The following is a 13,338-nucleotide window of genomic DNA, read 5'->3' as shown; positions in this document are numbered from 1 at the left end:
TTCCTATGAAACCCCTCTTCTGTCTTTATTGCAAGGTTTTGTCCTGTACTAAGAGTTATTGCATATCGCCTTCTGGATTTCGCAACTGGAGAAAGACAGGAGTTTCTTGTTCAATCGGACTTAGAATCATCATTTAAGCAATTGTACGAAGATATGGCTAAAAGCTTAGGACTATGAGTTCTATTAGGACGAGAGAAAGCAAATCGCGAAGTATTCTATGAGTGAACAATACAATCAGGTGGTGGCAAGCCATTATGCTGCTTATCGTCCTCCGTTCCATCAGATGATTTTAGGGCGAGTGCTATCCAATCAAGAAGCCTTTGCCAATGGGTTAGATATAGGATGTGGAACGGGTTACTCCGCGATCGCACTGACCAAATATTGCCAGCATGTCCATGCGATCGATCCCAGCCAGTCAATGCTAGATCGAGCCACAAAACACGAAAAGGTCATTTATTTAAAAGGTGCAGGTGACAGCATACCTCTATTAGATAGTTCTATTGACATTGTGACCTTCGCAGGTTCTCTCTTTTATGCGAAAACAGAAGCCACAGTTAAGGAACTCAAAAGAGTTTGTCGAAGCGAAGCTATAATTATACCCTACGATTTTGAAATCTTACTTGAGGAGTCTTTACAGCAATGGGGTATAGACGCCCAGAAAACCCAATCCGCCTACGACCATCGTATCAACTTTTCAGATATCTCTAGCTTTACAGAATTAATGGTTGAAAGCGAACGGGTCAATCTAAAAGTTGCAGCTTTTGAGTTCGCTCATATATTGTTGTCTAGCCTTCAACGTTATCGAGCTTTTGCCGACAAATACTGCGTTTTAGATCCCTTCCCTTTACTAGTCAGCGAACTCAAAACAGATGCGCAGTTCCTCCTCGGAGCCAATATCTACTATGCAAAGTATCAATGCACTGATAAGCGATCGCAAAAATCAATGAGTTCTGTCGTAAAGAATACCAATTCTCGTTAAAATTACAACAAGTTGGGGTTTGAGTTCTATGCTCCCTCAAAAAAGTTGCGGCACAGCTTTACCTACAGATTGGAAGAGTTTGTGTATTTCCATTTCATGAAATCTTCTACAGTAGGAAAATATTGCATAATTCCATCTAATCCTTCAGGTCTTCCCTTTAAATAGCCTTCCAAGTAAACAGAATCATCCTGACTTGGCAAAATCCCCCGATCGCGATCGCGACACCCTTCTTGGTAACGAGTCTCTCTAAGATGCTCAAACATAGAACTTCCGCCCCTCTTTCCAATTTGTGAAAAGCTTATTAGATCCTGTCTATATTGTATCCAGTTTGACAAAAACAACAAACAGTCTTCTTTTGCAAAACGATAACTAAAAGTGATAGGTGAGAATTTCAAGGCGATTGCCACCGGGATCGCGGAGATAAAAGCGATCGCAGCCTTCTATGGGTTGGCGATCGGGAATAATTTCGACAGCCAGCGATTGCAAATGTTGCCGAAAAGCCTCTAGATCCTCAACCTGAAAACCGATGTGTCTTCTAGTTTCTGCATTATAGATTTCTGGTTCCGTTGCAATATGAACCTGCGTATTGCCCAACTGATACCACGCACCTGCCACAGCCTTTAGTGCAACAGGCTTGGGTAGTTCCGATAAACCGAGAACCTGCCCATAAAAAAAGCGCATGGCATCCTCTAAGTCAGGGGTTGAAGTAACTTGAATATGATCGATCGCTTTAAGCCACACTTTCTTTTTCTCCTAATTCTGTCGTTTCTAAGGAATCTGATTCTTTCTCTCTGTAATCTTCCAACGCACCGAGATTTTTAAGGCTAGGGAAAAGCCCAAGGGTAGCAAAGACCACTACGATTGTGCCAATGCCACCCCCAACCACCGCAATCACAGGGCCAAATGCCGCTGCCGCCAGACCTGACTCAAAACCACCAAGCTCGTTGGAGGCACTGATAAAAATACTATTGACCGCAGCGACGCGCCCGCGCAAATGTTCGGGGGTGCGAATCTGCACGAGGGTATGACGGATGACAACGCTGATCATGTCCAACGCGCCGGTAAAAGCCAACATCAACAGAGAGAGCCAAAACCAGCGGGACAAACCAAATACAATTGTGACAATGCCAAATCCTAAGACTGACCAGAGCATCGCTAGTCCTGCACGGCGAAAGGGTGGTAGATGGGCGATCGCCACCGCCATAATCAGCGCACCAATGGAAGGCGCAGCCTGTAGATAGCCCAGTTCTAAAGGCCCAACTTGGAGGATATCTTTGGCAAAGATGGGAAGTAAAGCCGTCGCGCCACCTAGTAGCACTGCAAATAGATCGAGGGAAATCGCTGCCAACACCAGTTGGTTTTGCCAAACAAATTTGAACCCTGCGGATAGGGCTTTGAGGGATATCGGTTCCGAACGATGGGTGACGGGACGAATGGGAATCAGCAGCACTGAGCCAAAGCAGAGAATCGCGGCAAGGGCTGCGAGTAAATATACCCCTGTGGCACTGCCGAGGGCAGCGATCGCCAATCCTCCCAGAGCAGGTCCAGCCACAGCAGCAATCTGAAAGCTACTACTATTCCAAGTGGCGGCATTGGTAAAGACACTGACGGGAATCAATTGCCAAATAAAGGCATCGCTCGCAGGTTTGAGAAAGGCTCGACTCATGCCAATCAGAACTAGCAGGGTATAGATCCACGCGATCGCTCCCTGACGATAGGAAACCATCGCCAAGCCGAGGGAACAGAGAATCAACAAACCAATCGCGAATAGGATTGTCCTTTTCCGATCTTGGCGATCGGCGACATGTCCTGCAAACAGGGTCAAGAGAATCATGGGCAAAACCTGTGCCAGTCCCACCCCACCTAACGCCAAAGCCGAGCCCGTGCGATCGTAAATTTCCCATCCCAGTGCCACCGTTTGCATTTGGAAAGAAGTAAAAATCAAAATGCGCCCGATCGCAAATAGCCGAAAATCGCGAAATCGCAGCGCCGCAAAGGCATCGCGATCGGAGGGAGGCGCAGTCGGAGTATCTTGAGAAGAGTCTTCAGGAGAATGTTTTGGGGAGATTTTCTGGTGAGAACTCATAGTTGTTGCAGTGATTAAAGCCTTACGGCGTAGATTTTGAGGCAAACACCTGATAGAGCAGCGCTAAACTGTCATCAATTTTGGCAATCTGCTCCTCTGTGAGCGAGTCCAGCAGATCGGCAATATAAGCACGGGTTAAATCTCTGGCTTGGTCGAGATGGGCTTTTCCTGATGGGGTCAGTTTTAGCGAAACGCGACGACGTTCCGATGGGTGGTCGCAGCGATGTACAAAGCTGCGTTGTACGAGCCGTTCGGTATTGGCAGAGGCAGTGGCGCAGGTAACGCCCAAATGCTCTGAGAGTTCGGCAAGGGAAGCACCAGGATTGCGATCGAGAAAAGCCAAGGTGCGAAATTGCGGAACCGATAGTTCTGTTGCCTTGCGATCGCGCATATCAGCCCGAATAAACCGCATCACCAAAGGAATTGTTTCCATCACTTTTGCCGCACATTGTTTTGACAACGTGGAGTCAATAACTGGCGCAGTAGACTTTGAAGCTTTTGGGCGAACAGATTTTGGCGATCCCATTGGATGGTTAACTCTTGGCTTAATTTTGACGATATGCCAAGTCATTCTATCCCGTTACATTCCCACTTGACGATATAAACGTCCGCCGATCGAGGTCAGCGTAACGAGAACAGCCAACAAAATTGCTGCATCAAAGCCATAACCATAGATACTCGTACCGTGCAAAAGCATAACGCCGCGCAGGGCATCAACCTCATAGGTCAGTGGGTTAATGTGCGAAATTACCTGCAACCATCCCGGCATGATCTCGATCGGATAGATCGCATTGCTGGCAAAAAACAAGGGCATCGTCATCAATTGTCCCATCCCGTTAAACCCTTCGCGAGACTTGATTACACAGGCAATGATAATCGAAAAAATCGAGAAGCAAGCTGCGCCCAGTAACACGATGAGCAAAACGCCTAACATAGGAATTACATTGAAATTAAGCTGTACGCCTAACACAAAAGACAGTAGATAAACCACCACGACCTGCGATAAACAGCGAATGCCCGAGGCGATCCCTTTGCCTAAAACAATGGCACTGCGAGGTGTAGGACTGACCAAAAATTTATGTACCAGCCCCAAATCCCGTTCCCAAATTAGAGACATGCCACCACTAAAAATTGCCACAAACAGCACGCTTTGCGCGAGAATGCCCGCTGCCATAAAGTCTAGGTAGGGTAAGCCATTGGTCGGAATTCCGCGAATGCGCGTAAATACCTGCCCGAAAATCAATAACCATAGGACAGGTTGCACTGCCCTGACAATCAGATCGGTGGCATCATGGCGCAATTTCCGAACTTCGAGTTCCGTAATCACCAAGGTTTTTGTCACAAATTCGGCGATCGCTTGCCACCAAAGCTGCCGTCGTCTAAAGCGACTTATCCCTCGTTGGGATGCATTATCCCAATCGTCGAGCCGTGCGCCGAGTTCTGGATACTTCACGATAATTGGTTCCTCCTGTGGTGATTTGATCGCCTGTGTAATGGATGAAAACATCGTCCAACGTGGTATTTTCTCGATTGAGAGAAGCTTTTAATTCACTGGGTATGCCTGTGACCACAACTTTGCCTGCTTGCATGATCGCGACGCGATCGCAGAGGCTATCGGCCTCCTCTAAAAAGTGGGTCGTCAAAATAATCGTCGTGCCATATTCTGCGCGTAACTGCTTGACCAACGCCCAGACATAGCTGCGGGCAAGCGGATCGAGACCGACGGTTGGTTCGTCGAGAAATAGGACCTGCGGCTGATGGAGCATCGCCTGCGCCACTTCCAATCGCCGAATCATGCCACCCGAATATTGACGTACCAGCCGATGTGCCGCGTCCTGTAAGCCCATAAATTCCAAAACATCCCAGATGCGCGGCTCCCGATGTTTGCGCGGAATGTCATAGAGCTTAGAAAAGATCAGAAGATTTTCGTAACCTGTCAGACTGCCATCCGCCGATAGCGCCTGAGGTACATAGCCGATCACCCGACGAATTAAGGATGCTTGGCGTACCACATCCAGCCCTGCGATCGCCGCACTGCCCGTACTCGGTGGCAGTAGCGTTGTCAGCATTTTAATCGTCGTACTTTTCCCCGCACCGTTGGGGCCTAGCAACCCAAATACCTCTCCTGCCTTTACATCGAGGTTGACGTTATCCACTGCCCGCATTTGACCAAAATCTCGCGTCAGCGATCGCGTTTCTAAGATCGAATCGCTGCTTTGGGCTTGGTTAATGTCAAGGGGCATATCCTCTGAGGTATGGCGATCGGTATTTCCATGCAAGTTAGCCACAGATATAGCCGCTCCTTTAATAAAACAATTAGATAATCTAACAATTTAAACTAAATATTAGACTATCTAACATTTTGCTAGATTGCAACCCTATGATGTTTATTTTTTAGGATGCAGCGATCGCCAACCACAATAATTCGACATATTTGTGTAATGCAATCTACGCGATCGCTTGGGTAAGCTATAGATCGAGTTTAAATTAGGGCTTATGGTAATTAACACTGTTGCTGGCGCTACACAAAACCCTGTGAACGATTACAAAATTTGGTACGCTGCAACCTTCTCGCCCAGCGTATCTTGGTTTATGGTCGGAATCTTGCTTTTGATTTTAGAGCTATTGGTTCCCTTACCCACCTTACTAATTGCGGGTGCAGCGGGCTTGGGGGCATTGGTTGTGGCAGGAGTTTTAGCCATTGTTTACATCCACATTTCCCTACAGATCGGTTTATGGATACTCTCGTCAGGATTTTTTATCTGGTATTCTCGCCGCTTTGTGCCTAAAGGAACATGGAAACTCAATGATGCTTTAGAAGGCGTCACCATTACAGAAATTCCTCCTGGGCAGACTGGTCGGGTGAAATATGAAGGAAATTCTTGGAAGGCAAGATGTGAAAATCCCAAGCTTGGAATTCCCTCCGAAGAAAAAGTCTATGTCATGCGCAAAGAAGGTACGACCTTAATCGTCGTACCCGAAAACTGGTTGACCGAACGCGAACACTAGCATGAATACTAAGTGAATTCTAAGTGAATTGCAGTTCTCAGATCTTATTCAATTCAAATAAATTTAAAGCTATGGAATATATTGTTGGTTTAGCGATCGTGAGTGCCCTCGGTTTGTGGAATTCCCTTAAAATTGTCAATCAAGGAGAAGAAGCTCTTGTTGCCACTTTTGGCAGATACAATCGCAAACTCTCACCAGGACCAAATTTCATTATTCCAATCATGGACTCGATCGCCTATCGAGGTTCAGTCAAAGAGCAGGTTTTAGATATTCCACCGCAGCAATGTATTACCCGCGACAACGTTCCAATTACCGCAGATGCCGTGATCTATTGGCGCATTATCGATATGGAAAAAGCTTTCTATCGCGTGGAAAATCTGCGCTTGGCAATGACGAATATCGTGCTGACCCAAATTCGGGCTGAGCTGGGCAATCTAGAACTAGATCAAACCTTTACTGCTAGAAATCACATCAACGAGTTGCTATTGCGCGATCTAGATGAATCAACCGATCCTTGGGGTGTAAAAGTGACGCGGGTCGAACTGCGAGATATTCTCCCTGCCAAGGCAGTGCAAGAGTCGATGGAATTGCAAATGACCGCAGAACGCAAAAAAAGAGCAGCCATTCTCACCTCTGAGGGCGAAAGAGAATCTGCGATCAACAAAGCTAGAGGACAGGCAGATGCACAACTCCTCGCTGCCGAGGCCTCCCAAAAATCGACCATCCTCCGTGCTGAAGGCGAACGACAACAGCAGATTCTTAAAGCCCGCGCGATCGCTGAGTCCGCCGAAATTATCTCTCAAAAGATCAAAGACAATCCTGATGCCGCCAAAGCCTTTGAAGTTTTGTTTGCCCTTGGTTATCTAGATATGGGTACAGTGATCGGGAAAAGCGAAGGCAGTAAGGTCATGTTTATGGATCCACGCACTATTCCTGCTACCCTCGAAGGCGTTAAGTCTATTATTGGCGATATGTCCCACGAGCCCTATCTCCCCGAAGAAAAATAGCCTATATAGAAAAAGGTTTCAGGTGTTATGAAACATCTGAAACCTTTTTCTAGTGGGTATTTAATTAAGTGCGGATGAAAAGACTCGAACTTTCACGTCAAAGACACTAGAACCTAAATCTAGCGCGTCTACCAATTCCGCCACATCCGCAGGTCGTTGCAGTAATTAGTGCAACAGTTTTTGATTGTAGCAAATTAGTGCAATTGTAAACAATTTAATTTATCCCAAAAAATCTTTACTATTTCACCTAGTCCATCAGTTAAGATCTCGTAATTACCCCTAGTTTTGTAACTTTTGACGCCCTCGCTACGCTTACAGGTTTCAAGTGCACATATCTAAAGCTCAAAAGATCGATCAACAGCAAAGCTATCCCTGTCCATGCCCGCGCAAACGTGGCACGCTACAGCCCATTACGCTCACAGATGCATTGGGGTGCGATCGCTGCTCCTTAATCTTTGTGGTTGAAGAGGGCGGATATAGTTTAGTGCAACTCGGCGGGATAGACCCCTATCGTCGTGCTTGGCAATGGGTAGGCTCTAAATGGCAACCCAGCCGTGGTTCAACCGCAAAACATCCCCTAGACCCACCAGTGTCTATGATGCTGGCTTCCATGGCACTATTGGTGATTTTGTTAGCGATAAACTCAGGGTCTCCTCCCAGCCTCTTGGTCGTCAGTATACTTTTAACTCTCCTAATTTTGATAACATGGTGGGTGCTAGTGTTGCGTCGTCGCGACTTCTAATTATTTGAAACCTTAGTTTCTTCGATATGAGAGCTTGAGTATGCCACCAGAAGACCTGACAGGCTTCGTTTATCAATCCCATGCTGCCGCAACTCAGCTAGCTCAGGTAAAGTCCAAAGATAGAAATCAGTTAATTCTGGATATTGCTCAAGCTGTCAAGCTAGAGAAAGATCGACTGCTTGAGGCAAACACACTCGATCTCGAAGCTAGTCGAGACATGGCGATTCCAGATTTGGTTCTGGAATGGCTAAAACTCACGCCCGAACGCTTACAACATACGATCGAATGCCTCAACCATCTGGCAAAGATGGTCGATCCCTTGGCGATTCATATGAACTATGAAGGCTACCGACGCGTGCCGATCGGGACTGTAGCCTTTGTGTATGAGGGATTTCCCCAATTAGGGTTGATCGCCGCCTGTATGTGCTTTAAGGTTGGCAACAGCATTATTCTTAAGGGAGGCAGTGAAGGCAGCCACACCCATCTTGCGATCGCGCAGTTGGTGAAAACAGTACTCCGCGATCGCGGCTTGTCAGAATCAAGCCTGACCCATGTGCCTCAAGGTAGCTCGATCAAGGATTTAGTTACCCAAGAAAAATACCTGCGCCTCGTGATTCCCTATGGTCGCCCTAGCTTTGTGCAGCAGGTTTCTAAACAATCGACCATTGCCCTACTCCCCACCGTTATGGGCAACTGCTACATGTACATTTCGCCATCGGGCGATCTCAACTTGGCACAAGAGATTATTCTTAACAGCCGCAAAGGTGAGCCCGACCCTGTCAACGCGATCGAAAAAATCATCGTTCATCGCTCGTGGCTTGACAAAGGCTTAGCCGAATGGATCGATAAGTTACAAAAACAAGGCTTGGTCGTGCGTGGATGCGATACCACGGCTGTTTATTACTACCGCTATACCGAGTTGCTAAACGAGCAGTACAACGAAGCCGATCGCATCAAGTTACCGCCAAATCATGGTGAAATCCCATCTGAAAGCCAATGGGGACAAGCTTACTTAGATCACACGATCGCCATTAAAGTGGTGGACTCCATCGATGAAGCGATCGCTTGGATCAATCAATACAGCAGCGGTCACGCCGATGTAATTTTGACCGACTCTTTACCCGAACGCCATAAATTTTCTAGTTTGGTGAATAGCAGCACGCTCTATATCAATGCCCACAATCGCTTTTATCGGTTTGGTACCATTGGCGAAAGCGGTATGTTGCGCATTGCCCTAGGGATGTCAAGCCTTAAGTCTAGAGGTGCTTCCCGCTACCCCGGCATGATCGATCTCTACGCGCTCACCACCACAAAGCATATTATTACGGGCAACTAGGCTGCGACTCAGTTCGACACCACTCGCTTCGCCTCTACTCATATCGCTGCAATATCTGCTCCAGCTTTGATACGGGCGATCGCGGCGGAAATCTAGGTAGCTGTTGTTCTTGGGGTGGATCTAGTTTCTCATTCCACAGACAAAGTACGGGCACTTCGTATTCGTATTTGTCAAACCAATTGAGATTGCTGGTAATTTCTCTAACTTCTAAGTCAAACTGTACGCGATTTAGCTTGAGGACTTCTTGCAGCTTTTCCAGCAAACTCTGGCATAGGCAACAGTCGGGCTTACTGTACAAGATTAACTTCATAACTGGGTTTACAAGGCTTTTAATTTTTCTAATTCCTAAATTATAGAAGTCGCCGAGTTATATGCGTTGCTTTCATGGCGATCGCATTTTCTTTGAGAATGCTGAAATCTTTACACCATAGATGTTTTAATCCACTAAAAATTAACCCTACATTCCTATTTGCTATAAGCCTTTTATCGCAAGGGTCTTGCCAAGGGAACAGTTTGCGTGAAAACTACTTCTTAAAGAAAAATTCAGAATAAGTAGGTCATTTTCTCTGATTTAGTGTAGAATCTCGCACGTTCCCTTGATCGCTTTGGGGAATCAAGAGTTAATCCCTCTAGCTCCTGTTTTTTGTTGCTCACACACACCATAAATGCTGATGTTTAATTCCAAAGAATCTAACTCTGGAAACAGAATGCGCTGGCTATTTGCTGGCTGTTTCGGTACAGCCTTATGTGCGCCACTTTCTTTATCACCAGCACAGGCAAATCGGCTTGAGACCTTTGTTTATGATTCAACCCAAAATCGCATTGAGTTTTCCCTAGAGCAAGACATCGAACCTAGAGGGGTCGTAATTAGCAATCCAACGCGGGTTGTGATCGATCTACCAGGCATTGCCTACAAGGGGCCAACAGTCAGACGTAGAGTCGGACATGGCGTGCAGTCTGTAAGAGTCGGGCAAGTCGATCCTAGTACGGCAAGACTCGTGGTTGAGTTTGCCCCAGATGTCAACTTTGACCCCAAACAACTCAAGCTCAAATCAAAAACCCCCGGTCGCTGGACGATGCAGTTGCCCGAGTCTGTAGCATCCGCCGATCTAAATAGCGGTACGAAACAATTTACTTGGCCTTTAACGGGCACAATCACCGCAGGGTTTGGCTGGCGAATTCATCCCATTACAGGGCTACGGCGTTTGCACAAAGGCATTGATATTGCTGCCCCAATGGGTGCTCCTATGTTTGCGGTAGGGGATGGCATCGTCAGCGATACGGGCTGGGATAATGGCGGCTATGGCAATTTTGTCGAAATTCAGCACGCGGATGGAAGCAAGACTTTTTATGCTCATGCTAGCCGTGTCTTGGTAACAAAAGGACAACAGATTGCCAAGGGACAGGCGATCGCAGAGGTAGGCAGCACGGGCAGAAGTACGGGGCCCCATCTGCATTTTGAAGTTTTACCCGATGGCAAAAACGTGGTCGATCCAATTGATTACTTACCCATTCGCCAAATTGTCTTAGACCTTGCCTCTAACTACAAAGATTAGATGGAACGTTTGTAGTCAGAGGCTGCAAAGACATAGAGTAAAGGAAGTTAACTTTAGAGTTAACTTCAGTTATCTATAGTTATCAGTTATCTACAGGGTTAAGGATTGCGCATTCGTTTCAATCAGCTTCGCCAAGTCCTTTAAAAACTGAGCTGCATGAGCGCCATAGATTACCCGATGATCGCTGGTCATATTGACTTGCATTTGGTTGCGCACCGCGATCGCACCATCCGCAGTTGCGACAACTTGGGGTTGAGAAGCTCCTATCGCTAAAATTGCGCCCGTATTGGGTGGCAAAATCGCATCAAAGCGATCAACCCCAAAGGTGCCCAAGTTAGAGATTGTGAATGTACCCGTACTGTACTCATCCGGTTGAAGCTGTTTCGTTCTTGCCCGTTCGACCAAGGATTTCCAATTGCGTGACAAGGTATAAATATCGGTTTGATCGGCTTTGGCTAGCACAGGTGTAATCAGACCACCGTCATCCATCGCCACGGCCACGGCAATGTTGATATCGCTCTTGTAAGCAATTCCTTGATCGGTAAATGCGGCATTAATGAGGGGATGCTTTTGCAAAGTTGTGGCTACAGCCTTTGCCAGCAATGCGGTCATGGTGACGCCCTTGGATTTGATCTGCTTGTAAAGCACGTCGAGAGCAGTGGTTGTAATCGTATAGCCCACGTGGAAAGTCGGTATGCTCAGACTGACATTCATATTGCGCACGACGGCATTTTGGAAAGTCGTGAGTGGTTGTACTGTACCCAGAGGTGGGGCAACAGGTGCTTTTGCCGCAGTTGACAGGGATCTTTGAACCGTAGGCTGTGCAACTGGAGCACTTGTAGGAGTGCTAGGTGTGCTGGCTGGGGCACTTTCTGGTGTGAGATAGGCCTCAACATCGGCGGCTGTGACGCGACCATTGGGACCAGTACCTGTAATTGTATTGAGGTCAATGCCCTTATCCTTGGCGATGCGCTTGGCTCTAGGCGAAGCAATCAATCGAGATGGCGATGCGGTTGGGGCTTTAGGTGTTGATGCGACAACATCGGGAATTGACACGACTTCAGCAGGCTTGGCTACGGTCGCGGCAGCGGGCGTGCTGGTAGTACCTGCACTGGTTACCTTCTTTTCGGCTTCGGCAATTTCTTCTTTGGTCTCGGCAACATAGGCGATCGCCATGCCTACAGGCGCAGCTTCACCCGCTGGGACGACGATCGCACCTAAATAGCCTTCATAGAAACTTTCTACGTCCATGTCAGCCTTGTCAGATTCCACAATCACAACTGTCTCGCCTTTCTCAACTTTGTCGCCAGGAGACTTGACCCATGAGGTGATCTTGCCCTCAGTCATGGTGGAACTTAAAGCAGGCATGAAGATTTCGTAAATCATAATGACATTGATAAAAATACTGACAGAATCGAGGACTGGCGGGCATAAGCCAACCTAAATCTTAGCTTGTTTTGGCGAGATTTCAGCGATTCCTTGCAGGATGCATCCCGCCGCCTTAAGCTGTCGGCGAGATCGACAGAAACGCTTTGTAAGAAAAAGCCTTCAGACTTTGAGCATGATTGACGATCGAGCTAACCGCACCCGATCGCGATCTCTTTGGTTTTAGGATACTTACTCAGTAATTTCTGAAAAGCCTGAAAGTCGAAACTTCTGGGGTCGATGCGCGTGCCCGAACGATCTACCGCTCTATGGGTGGTGATGCGATCGGGGGCTACTGAAGTTTTGGCGACGAGCCAAGCCAAAGAGCGATATTGGGCGCTGGTATAACCACTGTGGGTCTCCCCATCATGCATGCCATCCCATGGCGTCTCTAGAGAAATGTGATAGGCAAAGTTATTGACAGAACTGGAAAAACGAGGATTGGTCTGTACGGTTTCTTCGCCGCGAGCACCACGAAATACCGATTCCCCTGCGCCAAACGCGCGCTTGTCAGGAGGCACAAAATAGACAATGGTTCCATCTTGCGAAATCATGGTGTGATAGCTAGCTTGATCGTTTTCATCAGAATGGAAAGTCTGAAAAAAGTCAATTACGCTACTGGTCGAACCTACCGTTTCATGTAACACAATAAGCGGAGCATTGTCGAGCGTTCTACCTGCTAGATCTTTAAGATAGCGATCGCCATAATTACTCGGATCGGCTAAGGCGATCGTCTCTTTTGGTGCGTCGTTGGTCTTTTTGCTTGCAGTGAGGGATGTGGCGGATACCTTAGAAGCTCTCGTGGATACCTCTGTGGCTGGGGTTTTCGCTGTAGATGAGGCTATACGAGGTTCTTGACGAAACCGAGCCAACGAGATTGGTGTAGAAGTTAGCGCCGCAGGTAGAGAGGGATCGGGCGGATTAGCGGAGGGCTTCAAGACACAACCGGGTTTGGGGGCAAACTGATTGAGGTAGCTTGAAGTGACAGAAAAATCTGTGTTAGCTCGATTTTGGATGACAAAGTCAGCATCCGCGACAGAATAGGTTCGTGCTGGCTCGACCAAAACGATCAGAAAAATTACAGATAAGAAACAAGCGATCGCGACAAATATCTTTAATTTCATACTTAGCATTTTGAAATTCCTAGGCGATCGCTTGCTGTAAATTTGGGTACGAAATTGCTACACCATATATAAGA

15 protein-coding genes and 1 tRNA gene are annotated in these 13,338 nt (G+C 47.2%); 6 read left to right on the top strand and 10 right to left on the bottom strand.

The genetic code is table 11. The features are described from left to right. Positions 1-217 precede the first annotated feature (217 nt). Complete coding sequence (locus tag V2H45_RS02575; protein WP_330482046.1) at positions 218-979, top strand: class I SAM-dependent methyltransferase; 762 nt, start codon at positions 218-220, stop codon at positions 977-979. 62 nt (positions 980-1,041) lie between these two features. On the opposite strand, the gene V2H45_RS02570 is transcribed toward V2H45_RS02575, so the two are convergent. The 6 genes from V2H45_RS02570 to V2H45_RS02545 form a co-directional block, all read right to left on the bottom strand. Then, positions 1,042-1,242: a hypothetical protein gene (locus tag V2H45_RS02570; RefSeq protein ID WP_330482045.1), complete on the bottom strand. Its 201-nt coding sequence runs from the start codon at positions 1,240-1,242 to the stop codon at positions 1,042-1,044. Between the two features lie 106 nt (positions 1,243-1,348). Further along, positions 1,349-1,720: a VOC family protein gene (locus V2H45_RS02565; RefSeq protein ID WP_330482044.1), complete on the bottom strand. Its 372-nt coding sequence runs from the start codon at positions 1,718-1,720 to the stop codon at positions 1,349-1,351. Further along, on the bottom strand, positions 1,710-3,065 hold the full coding sequence (locus tag V2H45_RS02560) for an MFS transporter (RefSeq protein WP_330482043.1): 1,356 nt from the start codon (positions 3,063-3,065) through the stop codon (positions 1,710-1,712). The genes V2H45_RS02565 and V2H45_RS02560 overlap by 11 nt, the downstream gene beginning before the upstream one ends. Before the next feature lie 22 nt (positions 3,066-3,087). Beyond that, a complete protein-coding gene (locus V2H45_RS02555) occupies positions 3,088-3,636 on the bottom strand; it encodes a MarR family winged helix-turn-helix transcriptional regulator (protein ID WP_330482042.1) in 549 nt (182 codons plus the stop codon). 9 nt (positions 3,637-3,645) lie between these two features. Next, positions 3,646-4,572, bottom strand: coding sequence for an ABC transporter permease (locus tag V2H45_RS02550; RefSeq protein ID WP_330482041.1), 927 nt, complete (start codon positions 4,570-4,572; stop codon positions 3,646-3,648). Continuing rightward, on the bottom strand, positions 4,475-5,308 hold the full coding sequence (locus tag V2H45_RS02545) for an ABC transporter ATP-binding protein (protein ID WP_408648702.1): 834 nt from the start codon (positions 5,306-5,308) through the stop codon (positions 4,475-4,477). Before V2H45_RS02545 ends, V2H45_RS02550 begins: the two co-directional genes overlap by 98 nt. A gap of 253 nt (positions 5,309-5,561) precedes the next feature. Here V2H45_RS02545 and V2H45_RS02540 point away from each other — a divergent pair, with 253 nt between their 5' ends. Together V2H45_RS02540 and V2H45_RS02535 are read left to right on the top strand one after the other, a co-directional pair. Further along, positions 5,562-6,074 carry an NfeD family protein gene (locus tag V2H45_RS02540; RefSeq protein WP_330482039.1) on the top strand — a complete coding sequence of 171 codons (513 nt, stop codon included), beginning with the start codon at positions 5,562-5,564 and terminating at the stop codon, positions 6,072-6,074. A 71-nt stretch (positions 6,075-6,145) separates the two neighbouring features. Next, entirely contained in the window at positions 6,146-7,081 is a 936-nt protein-coding gene (locus V2H45_RS02535) for an SPFH domain-containing protein (RefSeq protein WP_330482038.1), read from the top strand. Positions 7,082-7,150: 69 nt separating this feature from the next. Here the strand turns inward: V2H45_RS02535 and V2H45_RS02530 are convergent. Then, positions 7,151-7,231: transfer RNA gene (locus tag V2H45_RS02530), tRNA-Leu, on the bottom strand. Between the two features lie 175 nt (positions 7,232-7,406). Here V2H45_RS02530 and V2H45_RS02525 point away from each other — a divergent pair. Both V2H45_RS02525 and V2H45_RS02520 read left to right on the top strand, forming a co-directional pair. Continuing rightward, a complete protein-coding gene (locus V2H45_RS02525) occupies positions 7,407-7,823 on the top strand; it encodes a hypothetical protein (protein WP_330482037.1) in 417 nt (138 codons plus the stop codon). A 40-nt stretch (positions 7,824-7,863) separates the two neighbouring features. Then, entirely contained in the window at positions 7,864-9,159 is a 1,296-nt protein-coding gene (locus tag V2H45_RS02520) for an aldehyde dehydrogenase family protein (RefSeq protein ID WP_330482036.1), read from the top strand. A 34-nt stretch (positions 9,160-9,193) separates the two neighbouring features. Here V2H45_RS02520 and V2H45_RS02515 read toward each other — a convergent pair whose 3' ends face one another. Then, positions 9,194-9,469 carry a glutaredoxin family protein gene (locus V2H45_RS02515; protein WP_330482035.1) on the bottom strand — a complete coding sequence of 92 codons (276 nt, stop codon included), beginning with the start codon at positions 9,467-9,469 and terminating at the stop codon, positions 9,194-9,196. A gap of 361 nt (positions 9,470-9,830) precedes the next feature. Between V2H45_RS02515 and V2H45_RS02510 the strand changes: the two genes are divergently transcribed. Further along, positions 9,831-10,715 (top strand): M23 family metallopeptidase, encoded by an 885-nt coding sequence (locus V2H45_RS02510; protein WP_330482034.1) that lies wholly within the window; start codon positions 9,831-9,833, stop codon positions 10,713-10,715. Between the two features lie 90 nt (positions 10,716-10,805). Here the strand turns inward: V2H45_RS02510 and V2H45_RS02505 are convergent, their stop codons facing one another. Both V2H45_RS02505 and V2H45_RS02500 read right to left on the bottom strand, forming a co-directional pair. Next, the gene (locus V2H45_RS02505) at positions 10,806-12,101 is read right to left on the bottom strand and encodes a dihydrolipoamide acetyltransferase family protein (RefSeq protein WP_330482033.1); all 1,296 of its coding nucleotides are present in this window, start codon (positions 12,099-12,101) and stop codon (positions 10,806-10,808) included. Between the two features lie 191 nt (positions 12,102-12,292). Beyond that, positions 12,293-13,264, bottom strand: a complete 972-nt coding sequence (locus V2H45_RS02500; protein WP_330482032.1) for an N-acetylmuramoyl-L-alanine amidase — start codon at positions 13,262-13,264, stop codon at positions 12,293-12,295. Between the last annotated feature and the right edge of the window lie 74 nt (positions 13,265-13,338).

Source organism: Tumidithrix elongata BACA0141 (genome assembly GCF_036349135.1).
GTDB classification, from domain to species: Bacteria; Cyanobacteriota; Cyanobacteriia; order Pseudanabaenales; family Pseudanabaenaceae; genus Tumidithrix; species Tumidithrix elongata.
Note: the sequence above shows the minus strand (reverse complement) of the source record. Positions and strands in the feature narration are given on the sequence as shown.